Annotated in this window: 25 protein-coding genes and 4 tRNA genes; 18 read left to right on the top strand and 11 right to left on the bottom strand. The window is 66.5% G+C overall.

What is annotated here, in order from left to right; translation table 11 throughout:
- Positions 1-73: 73 nt before the first annotated feature.
- Positions 74-913, top strand: a complete 840-nt coding sequence (locus A5732_RS16090; RefSeq protein ID WP_076102741.1) for a mycofactocin-coupled SDR family oxidoreductase — start codon at positions 74-76, stop codon at positions 911-913.
- A 281-nt stretch (positions 914-1,194) separates the two neighbouring features.
- On the top strand, positions 1,195-2,571 hold the full coding sequence (locus A5732_RS16085; protein WP_076102838.1) for a TIGR00366 family protein: 1,377 nt from the start codon (positions 1,195-1,197) through the stop codon (positions 2,569-2,571).
- Positions 2,572-2,602: 31 nt separating this feature from the next.
- On the opposite strand, the gene A5732_RS16080 is transcribed toward A5732_RS16085, so the two are convergent.
- The 3 genes from A5732_RS16080 to A5732_RS16070 form a co-directional block, all read right to left on the bottom strand.
- Positions 2,603-2,679, bottom strand: a tRNA-Phe gene (locus A5732_RS16080).
- 27 nt (positions 2,680-2,706) lie between these two features.
- Positions 2,707-2,783, bottom strand: a tRNA-Asp gene (locus tag A5732_RS16075).
- A gap of 29 nt (positions 2,784-2,812) precedes the next feature.
- A tRNA-Glu gene (locus A5732_RS16070) sits at positions 2,813-2,885 on the bottom strand.
- 124 nt (positions 2,886-3,009) lie between these two features.
- Between A5732_RS16070 and A5732_RS16065 the strand changes: the two genes are divergently transcribed.
- Positions 3,010-3,085: transfer RNA gene (locus A5732_RS16065), tRNA-Lys, on the top strand.
- Positions 3,086-3,119: 34 nt separating this feature from the next.
- Here A5732_RS16065 and A5732_RS16060 read toward each other — a convergent pair.
- Entirely contained in the window at positions 3,120-4,016 is an 897-nt protein-coding gene (locus A5732_RS16060; protein WP_076102740.1) for a class I SAM-dependent methyltransferase, read from the bottom strand.
- 120 nt (positions 4,017-4,136) lie between these two features.
- Here A5732_RS16060 and A5732_RS16055 point away from each other — a divergent pair, with 120 nt between their 5' ends.
- Genes A5732_RS16055 through A5732_RS16045 form a run of 3 tightly spaced genes read left to right on the top strand, consistent with a single transcriptional unit; the run spans position 4,137 to position 5,336 of the window.
- Complete coding sequence (locus A5732_RS16055) at positions 4,137-4,634, top strand: nucleoside deaminase (protein WP_076102739.1); 498 nt, start codon at positions 4,137-4,139, stop codon at positions 4,632-4,634.
- A 44-nt stretch (positions 4,635-4,678) separates the two neighbouring features.
- Positions 4,679-5,086: an ArsR/SmtB family transcription factor gene (locus tag A5732_RS16050; protein WP_142256628.1), complete on the top strand. Its 408-nt coding sequence runs from the start codon at positions 4,679-4,681 to the stop codon at positions 5,084-5,086.
- Between the two features lie 43 nt (positions 5,087-5,129).
- Positions 5,130-5,336, top strand: a complete 207-nt coding sequence (locus A5732_RS16045; RefSeq protein ID WP_064951282.1) for a hypothetical protein — start codon at positions 5,130-5,132, stop codon at positions 5,334-5,336.
- 21 nt (positions 5,337-5,357) lie between these two features.
- Here A5732_RS16045 and A5732_RS16040 read toward each other — a convergent pair whose 3' ends face one another.
- Entirely contained in the window at positions 5,358-6,431 is a 1,074-nt protein-coding gene (locus tag A5732_RS16040) for an oxygenase MpaB family protein (protein ID WP_076102738.1), read from the bottom strand.
- Positions 6,432-6,500: 69 nt separating this feature from the next.
- On the opposite strand from A5732_RS16040, the gene A5732_RS16035 reads away from it, so the two are divergent.
- The 5 genes from A5732_RS16035 to phoU all read left to right on the top strand — a co-directional run bounded on the left by A5732_RS16035 (position 6,501) and on the right by phoU (position 12,476).
- Positions 6,501-7,115 carry a TetR/AcrR family transcriptional regulator gene (locus A5732_RS16035; protein ID WP_139334738.1) on the top strand — a complete coding sequence of 205 codons (615 nt, stop codon included), beginning with the start codon at positions 6,501-6,503 and terminating at the stop codon, positions 7,113-7,115.
- 172 nt (positions 7,116-7,287) lie between these two features.
- Positions 7,288-8,310 carry an acyl-ACP desaturase gene (locus A5732_RS16030; protein WP_076054871.1) on the top strand — a complete coding sequence of 341 codons (1,023 nt, stop codon included), beginning with the start codon at positions 7,288-7,290 and terminating at the stop codon, positions 8,308-8,310.
- A gap of 7 nt (positions 8,311-8,317) precedes the next feature.
- Positions 8,318-9,451 carry a tRNA dihydrouridine synthase DusB gene (gene dusB / locus A5732_RS16025; RefSeq protein ID WP_076102737.1) on the top strand — a complete coding sequence of 378 codons (1,134 nt, stop codon included), beginning with the start codon at positions 8,318-8,320 and terminating at the stop codon, positions 9,449-9,451.
- A 207-nt stretch (positions 9,452-9,658) separates the two neighbouring features.
- Complete coding sequence (locus A5732_RS16015; RefSeq protein WP_076102736.1) at positions 9,659-11,749, top strand: LCP family protein; 2,091 nt, start codon at positions 9,659-9,661, stop codon at positions 11,747-11,749.
- A 58-nt stretch (positions 11,750-11,807) separates the two neighbouring features.
- The gene (gene phoU / locus A5732_RS16010; protein WP_064951288.1) at positions 11,808-12,476 is read left to right on the top strand and encodes a phosphate signaling complex protein PhoU; all 669 of its coding nucleotides are present in this window, start codon (positions 11,808-11,810) and stop codon (positions 12,474-12,476) included.
- A 13-nt stretch (positions 12,477-12,489) separates the two neighbouring features.
- On the opposite strand, the gene pstB is transcribed toward phoU, so the two are convergent.
- The 6 genes from pstB to A5732_RS15980 all read right to left on the bottom strand — a co-directional run bounded on the left by pstB (position 12,490) and on the right by A5732_RS15980 (position 18,276).
- Positions 12,490-13,266: a phosphate ABC transporter ATP-binding protein PstB gene (gene pstB, locus A5732_RS16005; protein WP_064951289.1), complete on the bottom strand. Its 777-nt coding sequence runs from the start codon at positions 13,264-13,266 to the stop codon at positions 12,490-12,492.
- Positions 13,267-13,279: 13 nt separating this feature from the next.
- On the bottom strand, positions 13,280-14,194 hold the full coding sequence (pstA, locus tag A5732_RS16000) for a phosphate ABC transporter permease PstA (protein WP_076054877.1): 915 nt from the start codon (positions 14,192-14,194) through the stop codon (positions 13,280-13,282).
- Positions 14,191-15,225 (bottom strand): phosphate ABC transporter permease subunit PstC, encoded by a 1,035-nt coding sequence (gene pstC / locus A5732_RS15995; protein WP_436971829.1) that lies wholly within the window; start codon positions 15,223-15,225, stop codon positions 14,191-14,193. The genes pstA and pstC overlap by 4 nt, the downstream gene beginning before the upstream one ends.
- 51 nt (positions 15,226-15,276) lie before the next feature.
- Positions 15,277-16,398 (bottom strand): phosphate ABC transporter substrate-binding protein PstS, encoded by a 1,122-nt coding sequence (gene pstS, locus A5732_RS15990; protein WP_076054881.1) that lies wholly within the window; start codon positions 16,396-16,398, stop codon positions 15,277-15,279.
- Positions 16,399-16,564: 166 nt separating this feature from the next.
- Positions 16,565-17,500 (bottom strand): mycothiol synthase, encoded by a 936-nt coding sequence (gene mshD, locus A5732_RS15985; RefSeq protein WP_076102734.1) that lies wholly within the window; start codon positions 17,498-17,500, stop codon positions 16,565-16,567.
- On the bottom strand, positions 17,497-18,276 hold the full coding sequence (locus A5732_RS15980; RefSeq protein WP_064951294.1) for a winged helix-turn-helix transcriptional regulator: 780 nt from the start codon (positions 18,274-18,276) through the stop codon (positions 17,497-17,499). The genes mshD and A5732_RS15980 overlap by 4 nt, the downstream gene beginning before the upstream one ends.
- A gap of 177 nt (positions 18,277-18,453) precedes the next feature.
- Here A5732_RS15980 and lmeA point away from each other — a divergent pair, with 177 nt between their 5' ends.
- From lmeA to A5732_RS15950, 7 genes are all read left to right on the top strand, one after another.
- The gene (lmeA, locus tag A5732_RS15975; protein ID WP_076054885.1) at positions 18,454-19,266 is read left to right on the top strand and encodes a mannan chain length control protein LmeA; all 813 of its coding nucleotides are present in this window, start codon (positions 18,454-18,456) and stop codon (positions 19,264-19,266) included.
- The gene (locus tag A5732_RS15970) at positions 19,263-19,682 is read left to right on the top strand and encodes a thioredoxin family protein (RefSeq protein WP_076102733.1); all 420 of its coding nucleotides are present in this window, start codon (positions 19,263-19,265) and stop codon (positions 19,680-19,682) included. The genes lmeA and A5732_RS15970 overlap by 4 nt, the downstream gene beginning before the upstream one ends.
- A gap of 5 nt (positions 19,683-19,687) precedes the next feature.
- Complete coding sequence (locus tag A5732_RS27810; protein ID WP_364298402.1) at positions 19,688-19,801, top strand: putative leader peptide; 114 nt, start codon at positions 19,688-19,690, stop codon at positions 19,799-19,801.
- Positions 19,802-19,906: 105 nt separating this feature from the next.
- Positions 19,907-20,377, top strand: a complete 471-nt coding sequence (locus A5732_RS15965) for a DUF4395 domain-containing protein (protein WP_076102732.1) — start codon at positions 19,907-19,909, stop codon at positions 20,375-20,377.
- Between the two features lie 36 nt (positions 20,378-20,413).
- Positions 20,414-21,247, top strand: a complete 834-nt coding sequence (locus A5732_RS15960; protein ID WP_065055188.1) for a sulfurtransferase — start codon at positions 20,414-20,416, stop codon at positions 21,245-21,247.
- 1 nt (position 21,248) lies between these two features.
- Positions 21,249-21,551, top strand: a complete 303-nt coding sequence (locus A5732_RS15955) for a DUF1416 domain-containing protein (protein ID WP_007777644.1) — start codon at positions 21,249-21,251, stop codon at positions 21,549-21,551.
- A gap of 146 nt (positions 21,552-21,697) precedes the next feature.
- Positions 21,698-22,354, top strand: a complete 657-nt coding sequence (locus A5732_RS15950) for an FABP family protein (RefSeq protein WP_076054892.1) — start codon at positions 21,698-21,700, stop codon at positions 22,352-22,354.
- Positions 22,355-22,366: the final 12 nt, after the last annotated feature.

Raw genomic sequence — 22,366 nt, 5'->3', positions numbered from 1 at the left:
CAATTGAAGTCGACCGAAACAAAGTGCGCCGGGCCTTCGTCATCCCGGCCTCTCAGATCAGTGAGGTGCAGTCATGGGCGGAAGAGTCGAGGGCAAGGTTGCGTTCATCACCGGGGCGGCCCGTGGCCAGGGCCGCAGCCACGCGGTGCGCCTGGCGCAGGAGGGTGCCGACATCATCGCCGTCGACATCTGCACCCCGATCAGCAGCAGCAGCGAGATCCCACCGTCGACGCCGGATGACCTGGCCGAGACGGCCGACCTGATCAAGGGCCTCAACCGCCGGATCGTGACCGCCGAAGTCGACGTGCGCGACTACGACGCCCTGAAAGCGGCGGTGGACAGCGGAGTCGAACAACTCGGCCGCCTGGACATCATCTGCGCCAACGCCGGGATCGGCAACGGCGGCCAGACTCTCGACAAGACCAGTGAAGACGACTGGCGAGACATGATCGACGTCAATCTCTCCGGCGTCTGGAAGACGGTCAAAGCCGGTGTGCCGCACCTGATTTCCCAAGGACAGGGTGGATCGATCATCCTGACCAGCTCGGTCGGTGGGCTCAAGGCTTACCCGCACACCGGTCACTACATCGCCGCCAAACACGGCGTCGTCGGGCTGATGCGTACCTTCGCGGTCGAACTCGGCCAGCACTTCATCCGGGTGAACTCCGTTCATCCGACCAACGTGAACACGCCCATGTTCATGAACGAGGGAACGATGAAGCTGTTCCGGCCGGACCTGGAGAACCCCGGCCCGGACGACCTCAAGGTCGCCGCGCAGTTCATGCACGTACTGCCGGTCGGCTGGGTCGAGGCGGTGGACATCAGCAACGCGGTGCTGTTCCTGGCATCCGACGAATCGCGTTGCATCACAGGCCTTCCGGTCACCGTCGACGCCGGGAGCATGCTCAAGTAGCTGCAGGCGCCGGTTTTCGGCCCGCCCCAAGGCCCTGTCGCCCCGGATCGCAACGCGGCGGCTACGGACAGTTCATAGCCGCGACATCTCCTGTCAGGTTCAGGCCTCATCAGTTTCGCTATTACGATCAGCCAATGCGCGCGGTCGAACGCGAGCTGGCCAAAGAACGCGAGGGCAGGTCGATGACGACGAGCGAAGAACGCAAGGCCGTAACCGATGCGCCCGAGGGCGAGCAGCCAAGCGCGTCAGAAGAAGACGGTAAACCCAGACACCGCGGCGTCATCCAAGCTTTCACCGCACTCTGTGTCCGGTATGTCGAACGGCTGATGCCCGACCCTTACCTGTTCGCGGTCATTCTCACCGTCATCGTCGCCGCGCTGGTTGCGTTCTTGGTGCGCGGCGCCTCGGCGGGCGGCATGCTCAAGGCGTGGTACGGGGGCGTGTGGGGATCGCAAAACATCTTCACCTTCGCCTTCCAGATGGTCTTGATCCTGGTGACCGGTTACACGCTCGCCGAGGCCCCGATTCTGAAGCGCGCCATCGTGTATATCGCGGGCAAGCCGAGGAACCAGGTGCAGGGAGCCCTGCTTTGTTTCGGCTTGAGCGCCGCACTGTCCCTCCTGAACTGGGGGCTCGGGTTGGTCGCGGGTGCGCTGATCGCGCGCCAGGTCGCGAAGCGCTTCACCGACACACATTTCGGCTATCTCATCGCGGCGGCGTTCATGGGCTTCATCGTCTGGACGCAGGGACTGTCGTCGTCGATCGCGCTGGCGAACACGGACGACGGCAGCCCAATCAACGTGATCCACAAGATGACTGGCGCCACGGTGCCGCTCACGCTGACCATCTTCGAGCCCTACAGCTGGCTGTCGGTGATCGTCGTGCTGGCGCTACTCGCGCTTGCGATCTGGCGCATGCAGCCGACGCAGAGCCTTGCGCCCGATCCCGCCGTGTTCGAGGACGAGGGCCAGATCGAGGCCAAGGCCGAGGGCAAGCGATCGTTCGCCGAATGGCTGGAAAACCAGTGGATTCTCAATGTCCTCGTGTTCGCCGCGGGCATCGCCTACTTCTGCCTCAGCGGTTTCGCGCTGAACATCTCGTCGATGATCATGTTGTTCACGATCACCAGTGCGCTGCTGCACCGCACGCCGATCCGGTTCATCCGGGCATTCACCGGCGCCGCGAAGGTGTCTGGCCCGCTGCTGCTGCAGTACCCGCTCTACGGCGGTCTGGTTGCTCTGCTCGGCTATGCGCCCCCGCACGCCGGCGCCAAGGCCGTGCCCCTGCAGACGCTGCTGGCCCACGGGCTGGTGAGCGGCGCGACGCAGTACACGCTGCCGTTTTTTACCTTCATCGGCTCGTTGATCATCAGCTTGTTCGTGCCGTCCGGCGGCGGGCACTGGGCCGTGCAGGGCCCGATCGCGGTCGACTCGGCGCGCGCGGTCGGTCAGACCTCACCGGCCTACCTCGGGTTGATGTCCATGGCGGTCGCCGTGGGCGAAGGGGTGGCGAACATGATCCAGCCGTTCTGGTTGCTGCCCCTGCTCGCGATCGCGAAACTCAATGTCCGTCAGGTGATGGGCTTCACGATCGTCGCGTTCCTGATCGGGTTGGCGGTGTTGGGGGCCACCACTCTGATTGCGCCTTACCTGGTTTGACGCCGCGCGACGTCGAGAACTCGCACATCCTTGGTGGCCAGGGGCGGGATCGAACCGCCGACCTTCCGCTTTTCAGGCGGACGCTCGTACCGACTGAGCTACCTGGCCGGAGGGCAGCGATTGCCTCGCCGCGCTTGGCGACCCTGACGGGACTCGAACCCGCGACCTCCGCCGTGACAGGGCGGCGCGCTAACCAACTGCGCCACAGGGCCTTGCTGCTGCTCCGCGTCACCGCGTCGCGTACCCCCAACGGGATTCGAACCCGTGCTACCGCCGTGAAAGGGCGGCGTCCTAGGCCACTAGACGATGGGGGCCAGAACCGAATCACTCCGGGGTACTCGCAACGTGGTTTCGTTGGGAGCCACGTCAGCTTAGGTCACGGTGTGCCCAATCCTCAAACGAGCCTCATTTTCGGTCCAAGTATCCTGAATCTCCGCGGCCCCTATAGCTCAGTTGGTAGAGCTACGGACTTTTAATCCGCAGGTCCTAGGTTCGAGTCCTAGTGGGGGCACCACAACGCGCACGGCCCGCTCCGCGCACCGCAATCATCACCCGAGCACCGCGCTGCTGTAGGTGACATCGGCGAAGGCCGCCGCGACGTCGTCGTCGGCGTAGACGAATCCGTTGGCCGCATGCAGCTCCGCAATGGTCCGGGAGTTGGTCTGCCAGCCGCGCTGGTTCAGGTGATCGACGATGTGGCTGCGCCGGCCGTGGTAGACGAGATCGTTGAAGTCGATCTCGAACCCGAGTTCGCTCATCCGGTCGTGGTGGGCGCGCCACCGCGGGTCGGCGAAAACGGCAGTGTCAGGCACGAATTCGAAGGCGAGACGGCTGCCCGGCGCGCTCAGCGTCGTGATGTTGTCGAACAGCGCGTCTTGAGCTTCGTCGGGCAGGTACACCACCAGGCCTTCGGCGCTCCATGCCGAGGGGGCCTGCGGGTCGAATCCGGCCGCCTGCAGGGCTGAGGCCCAGTCGTCGCGCAGGTCGATGGCGACGGTGCGCCGCTCGGCGGTCGGCTCGGCGCCCAGGTCGCCCAGCGTCAGCGTCTTGAATTCGATCACCTCTGGCATGTCGACCTCGTAGACGATCGTCCCCGCCGGCCAGGGCAGCCGGTAGGCGCGGGAATCGAGGCCCGACGCGAGGATCACCGCCTGGCTGATGCCGCTGCGGGTCGCGTCCAGAAAGAATTGGTCATAGAACCGGGTTCGGCAGGCCATCCCCTGCGCCATCCGCCGCGGGTCGAACTCCGTCTTACCGCCGGCCGCGATTTCGCCGTTGACCAACCGGACGTAGACGTCGATCCCGACCGCGCGCACCAGCGGTGCGGCGTACGGGTCGTCGATCAGCTTGGCGTCGGATGACAGCGCCCGCTGGGCGGCCACCATCGTCGCCGTCGCCCCGACACTCGTCGCCAGGTCCCAACGATCACGTTCGGCGCGCGCCATGGTGCCCCCTTAATCGGGTCAGAAAAAAACATAGACAATCTAGTTAGTATCACAAGGTCGCATCCGGGCCCGCGGGACTACTCTCCGAGTTATCTGCTCCCGTTCTACGCCGGAGGATCCGTGACCGATTTCGCCCAGCGAACGATCGACCTCGCTCGCCGAAACGTGACTGAGGGTGGCCGCCCGTTCGCAACCGTCATCGTCCAAGACGGCGCGGTACTGGCCGAGAGCGCCAACAAGGTGGCCCAGACGAACGATCCCACCGCCCACGCGGAAATCCTGGCGATCCGCGAGGCCTGCATGAAGCTGGGCACCGAGCACCTCGTCGACGCCACTATCTACGTGTTGGCGCATCCATGCCCGATGTGCCTGGGCTCGCTGTACTACTGCTCACCCAAGGAAGTCGTCTTCCTGACCACCCGGGACAGCTACGAGCAGTACTACCTGGATGACCGCAAGTACTTCGAGTTGTCCACGTTCTACGACGAATTCGCGAAGGAATGGGACCAGCGACGCCTGCCCATGCGCTACGAGCCCAAAGACGACGCCGTGCAGGTCTACCGGCTCTGGAACGAGCGCAACGGCGGCCGCCAGTCGACGGTGGTCCCCTCGGCCTGATCCGCGCCCTTGGCAGCTTGACCGGCTATCGCTAGTATTTGCGTATGCATGCAGATAATGGCAAAGGCCGCTTGCCCGACGACCAGGCCAGCCTGGTGGTCGAGGTGTTCCGGATGCTGGCCGATGCGACTCGCGTGCAGGTGCTCTGGTCGTTGACCGACGACGAGATGTCGGTCAACGAACTCGCCGAGCACGTGGGCAAACCGGCGCCGTCGGTTTCCCAGCACCTCGCGAAGCTGCGGATGGCACGCCTGGTCCGCACCCGCCGGGAGGGCACGACGATTTTCTACAGCCTGGAAAACGACCACGTCCGCCAGCTCGTCATCGACGCGGTCTTCAACGCCGAGCACGCCGGCCCCGGGGTGCCCGGTCACCACCGCCGCGACAGCGGGCTCAAGGCCGTCGCCGAGTCGCCCCGACCGCCCAGCCGGCAGCGCAGCGCCGGCAACTGAGCGAGCAATAGCCACAAGGCATTTCACAAAGGAGAGAACAGCCATGAGCGAACAGCACACCCACGACGAGCCACACGCGCACGAGCACCAGCACGGCGACGTGACGCACGACCATGCGCACACGAGCCACGAGCACGAGCACGTCGAGCACGAACACTCACACGCGCACGCCGACGGCACCGAGCACACCCACGCGCACGTGCATCAGGCGGGCCTGGAAGAAGTTCACGGTCACACCCACGACGCATAGCGCGACCGGCGCCCGGTCGGCTCAGGAGACCGTCGGGCAGTAATGCTTCGGGTCGCCGCGCTCGTCTTCGGGCGGCAGGTTGCGCGCCGGTGTCTGCACCAGCGGCGTGTCGAGCGGGATACGGCCACTGGCGCGGTCCAAACCGGCCCGGGCCCGCGGGTGCTTGCGGAATCGGGGCGGCACCAGGGCGAACACGCCACGGACGAGGTCGCCGAAGCGCCGGTGCAGCCACTCGTCGCGGCGTGACCAGCGGTAGCCCATCAGCTCGCGCACCGGTGGGTCGTACAGGCCGACCGTCAGCCAGACGAAGAACGGCGCCAGCAGTTTGCGTTGCGCGGCCCATAACGGATCCGGAATCCATTGCGCGAACGGGGGTTTCGGCAGCTCGGTCAGATCGAGCACGGCCCGTGCCGCCCAGTTGTTCTCCAGCACGTTGCGGCACATGTGGTCCCAGTAGACCTGGAATTCCTCCCAGGAAGCGGGCACCGGCCGCATGCTCATGCCGTACATCCGGTACCACTCGACGTGTTCGTCGAACAGTTGGCGCTTCTGTTCCTCGGTGATCCCGCCGCAGAATCGCTCGGCCACATGGATGGTGCCCATAAAGAAGGTGGAGTGCGCCCAGTAGAAGACGTCGGGGTTCAACGCGTGGTAGCGCCGGCCCTGTTCGTCGACCCCCTTGATGTCGGTGTGGTAGTCGCGCACCTCGGCGCCCGTGCCCGGGGCACGGTCCCCGTCGAACACGACTCCCCCGATGGGATACAACGAACGCAGCAGACGCGGCCAGCGCTCCCGGAAGAACGTGGAGTGATCGATGACCGCCGCCCCCAGCTGCGGGTGCATGTTCTGCATCGAACCCGCCCACGGACCCTGCAGCATGCCCCGCCAGTCCCCGAAGTACCGCCAGGTCAGCGAGTCGGGTCCCAGCGGCGCGGGCGGCGCGTCGTACCCCGCCGGCGACACCGGGCAACCACCCGCGACACCGTCGGACGCGTCCGCCGGCCGGGCACAAACCGACTGCTCAGCGGCGCCGACGACGTCGCTACGCGCTACGTCGCTGGTCAGAGGGCGCGATGCGGACGTATCTTGAGTCACTATTGGATCCCTTATAGGTATCGTGAATTTTTGACTACAACCGTTGTCAATTTAGAGCTTAGGAGCGATGTGCAGACGGGTCAACGACGGGGACGCTGGACCGGCGTCCCCTTGGAGAGTCGCCTCGCGCTTCGCCGTGACAACCTCATCAGCGCCGGCGTGCAGCTACTCGGCAGTCCCGGCGGGCCGGCGCTGACCGTGCGCGCGGTCTGCCGTGAGGCAGCGCTGACCGAACGCTACTTCTACGAAAGCTTCGCCGACCGTGACGAATTCGTGCGCGCGGTTTACGACGATGTCTGCACGCGCGCGATGAACACCCTGACATCGGCGACGACCCCACGCGAGGCCGTCGAGCGGTTCGTCGAGCTGATGGTCGACGACCCGGTCGGTGGACGGGTGCTGTTGCTGGCGCCGGCGGTGGAGCCGGTGCTGACCCGCTCCGGCGCGGAGTGGATGCCCAATTTCATCGATCTGTTGCAGCGCAAGCTGTCCCGGATCGGCGACGCCGTGCTGCAGAAGATGATCGCCACCAGCCTGGTGGGCGGGCTCTCGGGCCTGTTCACGGCCTATCTGGCCGGGCAGCTGGGCGCCACCCGCCAGCAGTTCATCGATTACTGCATCAACATGCTCTACATCACGGCCGCGCCGTACGTCCCGGCCGGCGAGCTCGGCAAGTCGCAGTAACGCGCGTTTTCTTTTCCGCCGCATCGGCAAGCCGTACAACTGAACCTATAAAGCGCTTGGGCCGGAAACCGGCATCAAAACGTCATCTGGCGCGCCGGACCAGGAACTTGATGCTACTGAGGTACACAGATATATTGACTGCTACCCATCGACACAGATAACTGGAGGCCGTATGTCAGCCGGGCTGACCGACTTACAACTGCTTCACGAACTCGAGCCGTTCGTCGAGAAGTACCTGAATCGGCACGAGAGCATGCACAAGAACTGGAACCCGCACGACTACATCCCGTGGTCGGACGGCAAGAACTATTACGCGCTGGGCGGGCAGGACTGGGAGCCAGGTCAGTCGCAGCTGTCTGATGTCGCCCAGGTGGCGATGGTGCAGAACCTGATGACCGAGGACAACCTGCCGTCGTATCACCGCGAGATCGCGATGAACTTCGGCATGGATGGCGCCTGGGGACAGTGGGTCAACCGGTGGACCGCCGAGGAGAACCGGCACGGGATCGCGCTGCGCGATTACCTGGTGGTGACCCGCGCGGTCGACCCTGTCGAGCTGGAGAAGCTGCGCATCGAGGTGGTGAACCGGGGCTTCAGCCCGGGCCAGAACCAGCAGGTTCGAGCCGACTTGTTCGCCGAGAGCCTGTTCGACTCGGTCATCTACGTGACGTTCCAGGAGCTGGCCACCCGGATTTCGCACCGCAACACGGGCAAGGCCTGCAACGAGACCATCGCCGACCAGTTGCTGGCCAAGATCTCGGCCGACGAGAACCTGCACATGATCTTTTACCGCGACGTCAGCGACGCCGGGTTCGCGGCTTCGCCGAACCAGGCGATGAAGTCGCTGCACAAGGTGCTGCGCAACTTCCAGATGCCGGGCTACCAGGTGCCCGAGTTCCGCCGGAAGGCCGTCGTCATCGCCGTCGGCGGCGTCTACGACCCGCGTATCCATCTCGACGAGGTGGTCATGCCGGTGCTGAGGAAATGGCGCATCTTCGAGCGTGAGGACTTTACCGGTGAGGCGGCCGCCCTGCGCGACGATCTCGGGCTGTTGATCAAGGAACTCGAGCAAACCTGCGAGAAGTTCGAGATCTCCAAGCAGCGTCAGCTCGATCGGGAAGCCCGCACCGGCAAGAGGACCACCGCAGCCGAACTGCACCAAACCGCGGGCACGCTGACCATGAGCCGGCGGTAACCAAGCGGTGCGCATCGGTTCCATCGCGCTCGCCAGCCCGGTGGTTCTGGCACCGATGGCGGGCGTGACAAACGTCGCATTCCGGACGCTGTGCCGGGAACTCGAGCAAGCCAAGGTCGGCACCGTCAGCGGGCTCTATGTCTGCGAAATGGTAACGGCGCGTGCACTTGTCGAGCGCCATCCGGCCACCATGCACATGACGACGTTCGCCGCCGACGAGTCACCGCGCTCGCTGCAGCTCTACACCGTCGATCCCGCGACCACCTACGCGGCCGCCAAGATGATCGCCGACGAAGGCTTGGCCGATCACATCGACATGAACTTCGGCTGCCCGGTGCCCAAGGTGACCAAGCGTGGCGGCGGGTCGGCGCTGCCGTACAAGCGGCGGCTGTTCGGGCAGATCGTCGCCGCGGCGGTTCGCGGCACCGAGGGCACCCAGATTCCGGTGACCGTCAAGTTCCGCATCGGCATCGATGACGAACACCACACGCACCTCGATGCCGGCCGCATCGCCGAGGCCGAAGGGGCCGCCGCCGTCGCGCTGCATGCCCGCACGGCGGCGCAGCGCTACTCCGGTACCGCCGACTGGGAGGAGATCGCCCGGCTCAAGCAACAGGTGCGGACGATCCCGGTGCTCGGCAACGGCGACATTTATGACGCCAGCGACGCGCTGACCATGATGGCCACCACGGGCTGCGACGGCGTTGTCATCGGCCGCGGCTGCCTGGGCCGGCCCTGGCTTTTCGCCGAGCTGTCGGCCGCGTTCACCGGCAGCCCGCCACCCACGCCGCCGACGCTGGGCGAGGTCGCCGACATCGTCCGACGGCACGGGCAGCTCCTCGCCGTGCATTTCGGCGAGGACAAGGGCATGCGCGATATCCGCAAGCACATCGGCTGGTACCTGCACGGCTTTCCGGCCGGCTCGGAGCTGCGCCGGGCCCTGGCGATGGTCAAGACGCTCGACGAGCTGGACTCTCTGCTCGACCGGCTGGACGGCACCGTGCCGTTCCCGGACGAGGCGACGGGCCCGCGCGGCCGGCAGGGTTCACCGGCCCGGGTGGTGCTGCCGGAAGGTTGGCTGACCGATCCGGACGACTGCACAGTGCCGGCCGGCGCCGACGTCATGCACTCCGGCGGCTGAGCCGACAACTCGAAATCGCGTCTGGACCAATAACTCAGTACGATGTGGGCTTTGTTGCATGCGTTTGGGCGGCGGATGGGTTCCGTGTCGCCGCACAGGGCAACAAAAGTGGTTGGCACCAGCGGCAGCGCTCGCAATGTGGGGCTGCGCTGACATTACGCACGAACACGCTGACGTCTGCAGCAGAGCTTCGGAGGCCGGTACGACATGAGTGACGCCGAGAGCGACGCCACTCGTAATGGTCGGCGCAGCCCGGGCGGGGCGCACGCCCGCCGGATCGCCCCGGACCCCGCACCGTTGGGCGCCGCTCCCTGGGAGCGATTCTTCGAGCCTCCCGCCGACGACAATCTGCACCGCTGGCAGCCCGAGGCCCCGATCGAGCCCGTCGTGCCGCGCGAGGAGGAACCCGAGCAGGGCGGATCCCACACCGGCGGTGGCGTCAGCGTCGCCGACCTGATCGCCAAAATCGGTGCGCCCGGCCGACCCGTCCACCATCGTGCCGCTCCGGCGGATCCGGAGGGGGAGCCGTTCGACGCCGAGCCGTTTGGCGCCGAGCCGTTTGGCGCCGAGCCGCGCCTGCCGATCGAGCTGCAGAAAACGCAGGTCATCGACGATCTGGCCTACTCCATGGACGCCGTCGCCGAGCTTCGCGCCCTCGAGGCCGCCGATTATCCGATCGACGATGATCCCGACGACCTGGCCCAGGACACCAGCGCCGAGGAACCCAAACGCCGCCGCCGTCCGCTGCTGGTTGCCGCGCGGTCGACGGCCGCCCTGGCCGCCGTGCTGGCCCTGGTCATGACCGGCGGGGCATGGCAATGGAGCACGTCGAAAAACGCCCGGTTGAACACCATCAGCGCGCTCGACCAGAACTCCAGCGACATCCGCGATCGCAACGGCCAATACGGCGACGAGGATTTCTTGATCGTCGGTCTCGACTCCCGCTCCGGCGATAACGCCAACATGGGCGCCGGCAACACCGACGACGCCGATGGTGCCCGGTCGGACACCGTGATGCTGGTCAACATTCCGGCCAACCGGAAGCGCGTGGTGGCGGTGTCCTTCCCCCGCGACCTGGCGATCACCCCGATGCAGTGCGAAGCGTGGAACCCCGAAACCGGCAAGTACGGGCCCCTCTACGATTCCAAGACCAAGACCTACGGGCCGAAGATGATCTACACCGAGACCAAACTGAACTCGGCGTTCGCCTTCGGCGGCCCGAAGTGTCTGGTGAAGGAAATCCAGAAACTGTCCGGCTTGAGCATCAACCGCTTCATCGCCGTCGACTTCTCCGGCTTCGCGAAGATGGTCGACGCCCTCGGCGGCGTCGAGGTGTGCTCGAGCACACCGCTGCACGACTACGAGTTGGGCACGGTCCTCGACCACGGTGGACGCCAGGTCCTCGACGGCTCGACCGCCTTGAACTACGTGCGGGCGCGCCAGGTCACCACGGAGGTCAACGGCGATTACGGCCGGATCAAACGCCAGCAGCTGTTCTTGTCGTCGCTGCTGCGGTCGTTGATCTCCGAAGACACCCTGCTGGACCCCAACAAGCTCAACAACGTCGTCAACATGTTCATCAGCGACACCGTCGTCGACAATGTGCAGTCCAGGGACCTGATCCAACTCGGGCAGTCGCTGCAGGGCATGGCCGCCGGACACGTCACGTTCGTCACCGTGCCGACCGGTGTGACCGACCAGAACGGCGACGAGCCGCCGCGGATGGACGATATGCGGGCCCTGTTCGATGCCGTCATCAACGACGAGCCGTTGCCCGAGGAGAACGACCAGAACGCCCAGAATCTGAGTACGTCTCCGACGAAGGGCCCGTCGAGGGCGCCGACCACCAAGAAGACACCCGCACCGGCGCCCGAGGCGCAACACGAGCAGGTGACCACCACGTCGCCCAGCGGCGTGACGGTGCGGGTTTCCAACGCGACCACGCAAACCGGCCTGGCCGCCACCGCGACCACCCAGCTCAAGCGGGACGGCTTCAACGTGATGTCGCCCGATGACTATCCGAGCTCGGTGAACGCGACGACCGTGCTGTTCTCGCCCGGCAACGAAGAGGCCGCCGCCACCGTCGCGTCCTCGTTCGCCAACGCGAAAGTCCAGCGAGTCTCCGGCTACGGGCAGGTCGTGCAGGTGGTTTTGGGCCCCGACTTCAAGTCGGTCGCCAGCCCGCAACCGAGCGGATCGTCGATGAGCCTGCAGATCGAACGCGGCTCGAGCAACGCCCCGGCCAAGCTGCCCGAGGACCTGACCGTCACCAACGCGGCCGACACCACCTGCGAGTAGCCGCTTTTGACGGCGCTCCGCTGCCCGTTTCTTGCGGCGAGACCGTACCCTTGGTGCTATGCGGACCGCCTACCACGAGCAACTCTCGGAGTTATCCGAGCGCCTCGGCGAAATGTGCGGCTTGGCAGGAATCGCCATGGAGCGGGCCACCCAGGCTCTGCTGCAGGCCGACTTGGTGCTGGCCGAACAAGTCATCTCCGATCATGAAGCCATTGCCGCGCTGAGCGCGCGTGCCGAAGAAAGCGCCTTCGTACTGCTGGCCTTACAGGCGCCGGTGGCCGGCGACCTGCGGGCCATCGTGAGCGCCATCCAGATGGTGGCTGACATCGACCGGATGGGCGCGCTGGCGCTGCACGTCGCCAAGATCGCCCGTCGGCGCCATCCCCAGCACGCGCTGCCCGAAGAGGTCAACGGCTACTTCGCCGAAATGGGCAGCATCGCAGTCGAATTGGGCAACAGCGCCCAAGAGGTGGTGTTGTCGCGCGATCCGGAGAAGGCCGCCCGGATTCGCGAAGAAGACGACGCCATGGACGATCTGCACCGGCATCTGTTCTCGGTGCTGATGGACCGGGAATGGAAGCACGGCGTCGCGGCGGCCGTCGACGTGACGTTGCTGGGCCGGTTCTACGAGCGCTTCGCCGACCACGCCGTTGAGGTGGCCCGGCGGGTCATCTTCCAGGCGACCGGCCGACTGCCCGAGGAAGAAGCGAAGTCCGCCTCGCAGTAGCTGCGGCGCCCGGCTAGCCGAAGCGGCCGGAAATGTAGTCCTCGGTCGCCTTCTGACTCGGGTTGGAGAAGATCTTCTCGGTGTCGTCGACTTCGATCAGCCGCCCGGGCTTACCGACGGCCTCCAGGTTGAAGAACGCCGTATAGTCGCTGACCCGGGCCGCCTGCTGCATGTTGTGCGTGACGATGACGATGGTGTAGTCCTGCTTCAGTTCGCTGATCAGCTCTTCGATGGCCATCGTCGAGATCGGGTCGAGGGCCGAACACGGCTCGTCCATCAGCAGCACATCGGGTTGCACGGCGATGGCCCGCGCGATGCACAGGCGCTGCTGCTGCCCGCCGGACAGTCCGCCGCCGGGCCGGTCCAACCGGTTCTTGACCTCGTCCCACAGGTTCGCCCCGCGCAGCGAATACTCGGCCGTCTCGTCGAGCACCTTGCGGTTGCGCACCCCCTGCAGCTTCAGGCCGGCGACGACGTTGTCTCGAATTGACATGGCGGGGAACGGGTTTGGCCGCTGGAACACCATCCCGATGGCTCGCCGCACGCCGACCGGGTCGACGCCGGCGCCGTAGATGTCCTCGTCGTCGAGGAGCACGCTGCCGTCGACCCGTCCGCCGGGCACCACCTCGTGCATCCGGTTGAGGGTGCGCAGCACCGTCGTTTTGCCGCAACCGGACGGGCCGATGAACGCCGTCACGCTGCGGGGCAGAACCGATAGCGTCACATCCGCGACCGCGTGAAACGATCCGTAATAGATGTTGACGGCTTTGAGGTCCAACCGTTTGGCCACTTAGTGCTCCTGCCTATGACTTCCTGGCGCCAAGGTATCTCGCTATGACTCGGGCCGCGACGTTGATCGCGGCGATCACCAGGATGAGGGTTAGTGCGGCACCCCACAACCGATCCGTGGGGATGGGGTTGAGGCTCGCGCCCGCCGTCGTCTGGTTGAACATCATGCCTGGCAGCGTCCCCATGAACCCGCTGAAGATGTCGAAGTTCATCGATTGCGCGTAACCCACCAGGATCAGCAGCGGTGCCGTCTCCCCCATCACCCGGGCCATGGCCAGCAGTATCCCGGTGACGATGCCCGACAGCCCGGTGGGGATGACCACCCGGGCAATGGTTTTCCATTTGGTGATGCCCAGCGCGTAACTGGCCTCGCGAAGGTCCATCGGGACGATCCGCAACATCTCCTCGGTGGCCCGCACGATTACCGGGAGCATCAGCAGCACCAGCGCCAGCGACACCGCGAACTCCGACCGGGGAAGTCCCAGGGTTGCCACGCACAACGCGTAGATGAACAGTGCCGCAACGATTGACGGCACACCGTTGAGGATGTCCACCATGAACGAGGCCACTCTGCCCAGCGCGGTGCCGCCGCCGTACTCGACCAGATAGATCGCGACCATCAGCCCGAGCGGGACCGAGATGAGGGCGCATACCAATCCCTGCAGCACGGTGCCGACCAGCGCGTGGTAGGCGCCTCCGCCGGTCACGAATGCCGTCATCCCCGCTTGCGAGTGCGACCACCATGTGGTTGACGCCACCGCCTTACAGCCCTTGGCGACCACCGACCACAGCACCATCACCAGCGGGGTCACCGCGACCAGCAGAGACAGCGAAACAAGGAGGGTCGCAACATAATTCGTGACACGTCGGCGCCAGCTGACCGGCGAAAACGTCCGCGGCTTGAGCGGGCGGTCCAGCATCGAGGTCATCGGGCGCCCTTTCGCCCGGCTCCGGCGACGGCGCCCCGCGCCAGGGCGTCGACCACGAACGTGAGCACGAACAGCGTCAGGCCGGCGGCGATGTACGCGCCGGCCTTGTACCGGTCGTCGAATTCGGCCGCGGCGCCGGCGATCTTGGTCGCGAAGGTGGAGCCGCCGTCGAACAGCGACCAGCCGAACGCCGACTGGGTGCCCCGCAGGATGATCAGCAGCGCCACCGTCTCGCCCAGGGCGCGGCCCAGCCCGAGCATCGAGCCGCTGACGTAGCCCGACCGCCCGAACGGCAGCGTGATCGTCTTGACCACTTCCCAGCGGGTGGCACCGAGCGCCAGCATGGCCTCGATCTGGTCCTGCGGTGTCTGGACGAACACCTCGCGCGTGACCGCGGTGATGATCGGCAGGATCATCACCGCCAGGACGATGCCGCCGGTGAAGATGGTGCCCCCACCGGCGGGCGACGCGTTGCCGCTGGCGAACAGAAAACACCAGCTCAGGGAGTGATTAAGCCAAACCGCGACCGGCCGCAGCTGCGGCGCCAGCACGTACAGGCCCCACGCTCCGTAGATGATCGAGGGCACCGCCGCCATCAGATCGACCGAGTACGCCAGCGGTGTCGCGACCCGCCGCGGCGCGTACTGGGTGATGAAGATGGCCACGCCCAGCGCGACCGGCATGGCCAGGATCAGCGCGAACAGCGACACGAACACGGTGACCGGGACCAGGCTGGCGATGCCGAAGTGCATCGCGGAGGGGTCCGTGGTGACCCACACACCGCCGTAGCTGAAGAAGTTCTCCCGATTGCGGTGCAGTGCCGGTATCGCGCGTCCGAGCAGAAAGGCGGCGATCGCGGCGATGACCACGATGATGACCACGCCCGACGACTGCGCGAGCCGGCGGAAGACCCGGTCCGCCACATGGGGCCGGCCCTCTCCCCAGGGGCTGGTGGGGGTGGCCTGCTTCTCCGGATGCGGCGCGGCGACAACCGCACCCGAGCCCGCGTGGATGGGGTTTGGCGTTGTCACTGTGATCCCGTCACAGTTCTGCTGTCGCTCCTTGAAACCAGATTCAATCGATTACTGCATCGCATTGATGGCCGTGATCAGTCGTTCCCTGACCTTATCGGGCAGCGGGATGTAGCCGGCCTTCGCGAGCTCGCCCTGCGCGCTCGTGGCGGAGATGGAGAGGAAGGATTTGACGGCCGCGGCGGTCTGCGCGTCGTAGCCCTTTGAACACACGATCTCGTAGGTGACCAGCAGCAACGGGTAGACGCCCGGCTCCTCGGAGCCGTACATGGCATTGAGGTCGAGCACCAGGTCGTCGCCCTCGGCCAGGAATCGGGCCGCGTTGACGGCGTTTCCGGCCGTGTCGTTGGTCAGCGGAATCACGCCGCCGCGGGTGGCGATTTTGGCGTAGGGCACGCCGGCCTGGTCGGCGAAGCCCTTCTCGACGTATCCGATGCCGCCCGGGGTGGCCCGCACCGCCTGGATGACGCCGGCCGACTTCGCGGCGCCCTCGCCGACGCCGCCCTGAAACTCGGTGCCGACCCCTTTGGACCAGCTCTGCGGCGCGGCCGCGGTCAGATACTTCTGAACGTTGTCGGTGGTTCCCGACGAGTCGGTCCGGTAGATCGGGGTGATCTTGGTGTCGGGCAGCGCCGCGCCCGGATTCAGGGCGGCCAGGATCGGGTCGTTCCAGCTGGTGATCCTGCCGGTGAAGATCTTGGCCAGTGCGTCACTGTTGATCACCAGGGCGGGGTTTCCGGGCAGGTTGTAGACGATCCCGATGGGGCCGAAGACCAGCGGCAGGTCCCACGCCGGGTTCCCGTCGCAGCGTTTGGCCGCGGGCCCGATCTGGTCGGCGACCAAGGGAGAGTCCGCGCCCGCGAAATCGACATGCCCGGCGATGAACTGCTCGCGGCCGGCGCCCGATCCGGTCGGGTTGTAGGCCAGGCCCTTGCCGGGGCAGTACTGGCCCCAGACCTGGTTGAATACCGTGACGGCGTTCGCTTGGGCGGTCGAGCCCTCCGCGGTCAGCTTGTCCTTGCCGCCGCACCCCGCCGTCCCGGTGACGCCGGAGCTGGGCGCACTGACCCCCCGGGGGTTTTCGTCGCTGCCGCAGGCGGTCAGCGCTCCGGCACCGAGCGCCGTCGCCAACGCCACGGCGGCCAGCGCCCTGCCCTGCCTGTCGAGCCTCACCGATCTCGCTTTCCTGCCGCGTTCCGGACGCATGTGGGCGCCGCTGGCCTATCTGTCATGTGAGGTTGCCAAGCGCGGGCGAAAATATGCGCCGACGCGGTCCACAGCAACGTCTTGGTGGCCAGAACCAGATTAACGATCTGGGTAGATGCGGCTCATACCCGCGTCAGTTGGCCGCGGGTACGACCGCGTATGCGGTGTCGACGCTGTAGGTGCTGAAGCCCAGGCGCTGGTAGGTGCGCACCGCGGCGACGTTGTCCGACTCCACGTAGAGCATGACGGTGGGGTCGGGGGCGTCGGCCAGGACCCGGCCCAGCCAGTCGATGCCGACGCCGGTCAACACCTGACCCAGGCCGCGGCCCTGCGCCGACGGGTCGACGCCCACCACGTAAACCTCGCCCAGCCCGGGCCGATCGAGGTGCACCTTCGTCCAGTGAAAGCCCAGCAGCGTGCCGGCCTGGTCGCTGCCCGAGTCGGCGAACGCGAGGAACAGGCCCGCCGGGTCGAACCACGGTTCGCTGCGGCGCTCCGCCAGCTCGACGTCCGTCCAGCCGCCCTGTTCGGGATGGTGGGCAAACGCGGCATTGTTGACCCGCAGCAGCTCGGCGTCGTCGGCGGTGCCCGCATAGGTGCGGATCTTGACCCCGGGCACCGACGGCACGGTCTCGGGCAGATCGCGCAGCGAACGTCGCATCTGCATCAGTTCCCGCACGGGCGCCAGGCCCAGCGCCCACGCGGTCGCGCGGGCCGACTCGAGCGTGCCGTGCGCCCAAAACCGGTTTCCCGCACCGGTTTTGGCCAGCGCCGCGCGTGCCAGTGCGGATCCGATACCGCGGCGGCGTGCCTGCGGGTGCACCACGAGTTCGGCCATCCCGGTCTCCCCGTCGCGTGGCGGGCTCAGGTTGAGGTAACCGACGATCGCGTCGCCGGCCGGGGTGGGATTCGTGATCAGCAGATGCTCGGTGCGGTCGTGCGCGAGCTCGCGCAGCACCTGCTCGCCAACGGGCGCGACGCCATCGGATTCGGTTGCCGCACTGACAAGTTCGCGTACGCCCCGCTGCTCGTCGACGGTCAGCGTCCGGCGCCAGTCGGGCGCCGTCACTGCGTGTGCAGCGGATCGACCAACGGATCTTGGACGTCCTGCGATTCGGATTCGGAGTCGGCGTCTGCCTCGTCGGATTCGTCGGGCTCGGCGACCGGCGTGCGGCCACGCGCCGGACGGACGGCCTTGTAACCGACGTTGCGGACGGTGCCGATCAGCGCCTCGTACTCGGGACCGAGTTTGGCCCGCAGCCGGCGCACGTGCACGTCCACGGTGCGGGTGCCGCCGAAGAAGTCGTATCCCCACACCTCGTGCAGCAGCTGCGCGCGTGTGAACACCCGCCCGGCATGCTGAGCCAGGTACTTGAGGAGCTCGAATTCTTTGTAGGTGAGATCCAGCGGGCGGCCCCGCAGCCGGGCGGTGTAGGTGCCTTCGTCGATCACCAACTCGCCCAGGCTGACCTTGCCTGCGCTCTCCTGGTCCGCGAGCCCGCCGCGACGGCCGACCACCAGCCGTAGCCGCGCGTCGACCTCGGCGGGCCCGGTGGTGGGCAGCAGAATCTCGTCCAGGCCCCAATCCGAGCTGACGGCCACCAGCCCGCCCTCGCTCACCACGGCCAGCACCGGGACCGACCGGCCGGCGGTGCTCAACAGGCGGCAAAGTCCGCGCGCCGACGACAGGTCGGTGCGCGCGTCGACGAGCACCGCATCCGCGGTCCCGGCCTCGAGCAACGAAGAAGGCTCTGGCGGCGCCGTCCGGACGGCATGCGGAAGCAGGGACAACGACGGCAGGACCGGGTCGGGATGAAGCTCCGAGGTCAGCAGTAGTAGCTCCAACTAGCCCCTCCAGCTCGGGGGAACGGCATCTCCCAATTTCACAACGTAGTTAAGCGTTAGTTACCAGGTCATCTAACGATAACGTGTCACCTGGTTTTTTCGCGTGGCAGACGAGCCGGTGTGAGACCCACCACCACCGATCCGGCGGCGACCGGCTTTTTGGTGTTACGCCACAATATGCGGGTGCGCAAGGTGCTGATTGCTGTGACCGCGACGGCGATCGTGGTTGCGGTGGTCGCCCTCGGCGCGATCGGTTTCGACTACGGGACCAGCATCTATGCCGAATACCGGCTGTCTTCCAGCGTCCGTAAAGCGGCCAGGCTGGGCACCGACCCGTTCGTGGCCATCGTGGCGTTTCCGTTCATTCCGCAGGCGATGCGCGGCAACTACAGCCAGGTGGAGATCAAGGCCAACGCCGTCGAGCACTCGATGACCGGCAGGGCCACCCTGGAGGCCACCATGTACTCGGTGGACCTCGCCCGGGCGTCGTGGCTGATCAGCACGGATGCGAAGCTCGCGGTGGGCAAGCTGGAGAGCCGCATCATCGTCGATTCGACGCACCTGGGCCGGTTCATGGGCATCAGTGACCTGATGGTCGAGGCACCGCCCAAGGAAACCAACACCTCCACCGGCGGCGTGACCGCGTCGGGCATCTCGGACAGCCATGGGCTGGTGTTCACCGGCACACCCAAATCGGCCGGCTTCGATCGCCGGGTCAGCGTCTCGGTCGACCTGTCCATCGCCCCCGATGACCCGGCGACGCTGGTGTTCACCCCGACCGGGGTGCTCACCGGCTCGGACACCGCCAACCAGACCGTGCCGGCGGACAAGCAGGACGCGGTGCTGCACGCCTTCAGCGGAAGACTGCCCAATCAGCGCCTGCCCTTCGGTGTCGCGCCGACCACCGAGGGCGCTCGGGGATCCGACGTCATCATCGAGGGCATCACCCATGGAGTAACCGTGACCCTCGATGGGTTTAAGCAGTCATGACCGTCATCGTCGTGATCGTCGCGGTGCTCGCCGCGGCAAGCCTGGCCGGGTGGTTGCTGACCCGGCGCTCGGGACGCATCCGGGAAATCGACGCCAAGCCGGACCGGGACAACGGTGCCGACATCGCGGCGCTGGGGCTCTCCCGCAGCGGGCCGACCGTGGTGCATTTCAGCGCCCCGTGGTGCGGGCCATGTGAGCGGGTCCGCCGGGTGGTCGAGCAGGTCTGCTACGACCTGGGCGATGTGACACACGTCGAGGTCGACCTGGACGCCAATCCGGAGACCGCGCGCCGGTATTCGGTGCTGTCCCTGCCCACCACGTTGATCTTCGACGTCGACGGCCGGCAGCGATACCGCACGTCCGGAGTGCCCAGCAGCGCCGACCTGCGCTCCGCCCTGAAACCGCTGTTGGCTTGACCACCGTGTCATTGGGTAAGCTGACCGACGTGTTAGCCCGCCTCGAGCCCATGCTCACCCAGCGTCGCGCAGTTGAACTGTGCCGCACCGCGGGCTGTTGTTGTTGCTGTTGCTGCTGAGTAGCCGCGCTTTCGCGTAGCACTCGGAGCGGCCCGGGTTCCAGACCGTGGCACGTCTCCATTCGTCGTTCCCGTCAGCAACAGAGGTATCGAGGAGTTCCTACCTTGCCAAGCAGCAACACCACCACGCAGCCCGACCTGGTCGACGTGCGTGGACCACGATTCGCAGCTTGGGTCACCACCGCAGTCCTGGTGCTCGCGCTCGTCGTGTCCGCGGCGAGTCCGCTGGCCGCGGCGGTGATCCTGGCCGCCCAGGCCGTCATCTTCGCCATCGGCGCGGCCGGTGGGCCGCGCAAGCACCCCTACGGCCGGATCTTCGCCACCGTCGTCGCGCCGCGGCTGGGCCCGGTGCAGGATCGCGAACCGACCCCGCCGCTGAAGTTCGCCCAACTCGTCGGCCTGATCTTCGCGGTGCTCGGAGCCGCGGGATTCGCCGCCGGCGCCGTCCTGTTCGGCGTCATCGCGACCGCGGCCGCCCTGGTGGCCGCGTTTCTCAACGCGGCCTTCGCCATCTGCCTGGGCTGCCAGCTCTACCCGCTGGTGGCCCGTTTCCGACGCCCTGCGCGTCCCACCTGACCTGCTGTAACAAAAGCGATTGAAAGGATCCACTCCATGGCACGCTCCGACGTCCTGGTCTCCACCGACTGGGCTGAGAGCAATCTCGACGCCTCAGGCGTCGTCTTCGTCGAAGTCGACGAAGACACCAGCGCTTACGACGCCGGCCACATCCCGGGCGCGATCAAGCTGGACTGGCGCTCCGACTTGCAGGACCCGGTCAAACGCGACTTCGTCGACGCCCAGCAGTTCTCCAAACTGCTCAGCGAGCGGGGCATTTCGAACGACGACACCGTGATCCTCTACGGCGGCAACAACAACTGGTTCGCCGCCTACGCCTACTGGTATTTCAAGCTGTACGGCCACGACAAGGTGAAGCTGCTCGACGGCGGCCGCAAGAAGTGGGAGCTCGACGGGCGCGCGCTGTCCAGCGACACCGTCAACCGGCCGGCGACGTCGTACACGGCCGCCGCGCCGGACAACAGCATCCGTGCGTTCCGCGACGACGTCATCGCCGCCATCAACGTCAAGAACCTGGTTGACGTCCGCTCCCCCGACGAGTTCTCCGGCAAGATCCTGGCGCCCGCGCACCTGCCGCAGGAGCAAAGCCAGCGCCCCGGCCACATCCCCGGCGCCATCAACGTGCCGTGGAGCAAGGCCGCGAACGAGGACGGCACCTTCAAGTCCGACGAGGAGCTGGCCAAGCTCTACGCCGGCGCCGGCCTCGACGGCGACAAGGAAACGATCGCCTATTGCCGCATCGGCGAGCGGTCGTCGCACACCTGGTTCGTTCTTTATGAATTGCTCGGGCATCGGAATGTGAAGAACTACGACGGCAGTTGGACGGAATACGGCTCCCTGGTGGGTGCCCCGATCGAGTTGGGAAGCTGATATGTGCTCTGCACCGAAACAAGGACTGACGTTGCCCGCCAGCGTCGACCTGGAGAAGGAAACGGTGATCACCGGTCGCGTCGTGGACGGCGAGGGCCAGGCAGTGGGGGGCGCGTTCGTCCGCTTGCTGGACTCCTCGGACGAGTTCACCGCCGAGGTGGTGGCGTCGGCCACCGGTGACTTCCGGTTCTTCGCCGCACCGGGATCCTGGACCCTGCGTGCCCTGTCGAAGGCCGGCAACGGCGACGCCGTGGTGGCGCCGTCCGGTGCGGGCATCCACGAGGTCGACGTCAAGATCGCCTGACCCGCCAGCCGCTCCCGACGGGGACGCTGCGGGACGAATAGACTTGTCCCCGTGGTGCTGTTCTTCGAGATCATGCTGGTTGTGGCGGTCGTGGTGATTTCATGGTTCGCCCTGTACACCCTCTATCGGCTCATCACTGACGAGTCGTGAGTCCCGACGAACCGCTGAGTTCCGCCGGTTCCGGCGACCGGGCGGTGGCCGCCGCCGCCGAGCGCGCCAAGCTGACCGCCGGCCGCAACATCCCGTCCTACGATGACCTGCCGCTGCCCGCCGACACCGCGAACCTGCGCCAAGGCGCCAACCTGAGCGATGACCTGCTGGCGCTGCTGCCGCTGGTCGGTGTCTGGCGCGGCGAAGGCGAAGGCCGTGGGCCCGATGGCGATTACCGGTTCGGCCAGCAGATCGTGGTCTCGCACGACGGCGGTGACTACCTGAACTGGGAAGCCCGATCCTGGCGGCTCAGCGAGACGGGCGACTACGAAGAACGCGGCCTACGCGAGACCGGTTTCTGGCGCTTCGTCACCGATCCCGACGACCCCGGCGAATCTCACGCGATCGAACTGCTTTTGGCCCATTCGGCGGGCTACGTCGAACTGTTCTACGGCCGCCCGCTCACCCAGTCGTCGTGGGAGCTGGTCACCGACGCGCTGGCCCGCAGCAGGTCGGGCGTCCTGGTCGGCGGCGCCAAACGCCTCTACGGCATCGTCGAAGGCGGCGACCTCGCCTACGTCGAGGAGCGGGTGGACGCCGACGGCGGTCTGGTGCCGCATCTCTCGGCACGGCTGTCCCGCTTCGCCGGCTAGCAACCGGCCCGA

Source organism: Mycobacterium colombiense, from assembly GCF_001953985.1.
GTDB lineage: Bacteria > Actinomycetota > Actinomycetes > Mycobacteriales > Mycobacteriaceae > Mycobacterium > Mycobacterium colombiense_B.
This window is presented reverse-complemented; position numbering and strand designations above follow the sequence as displayed.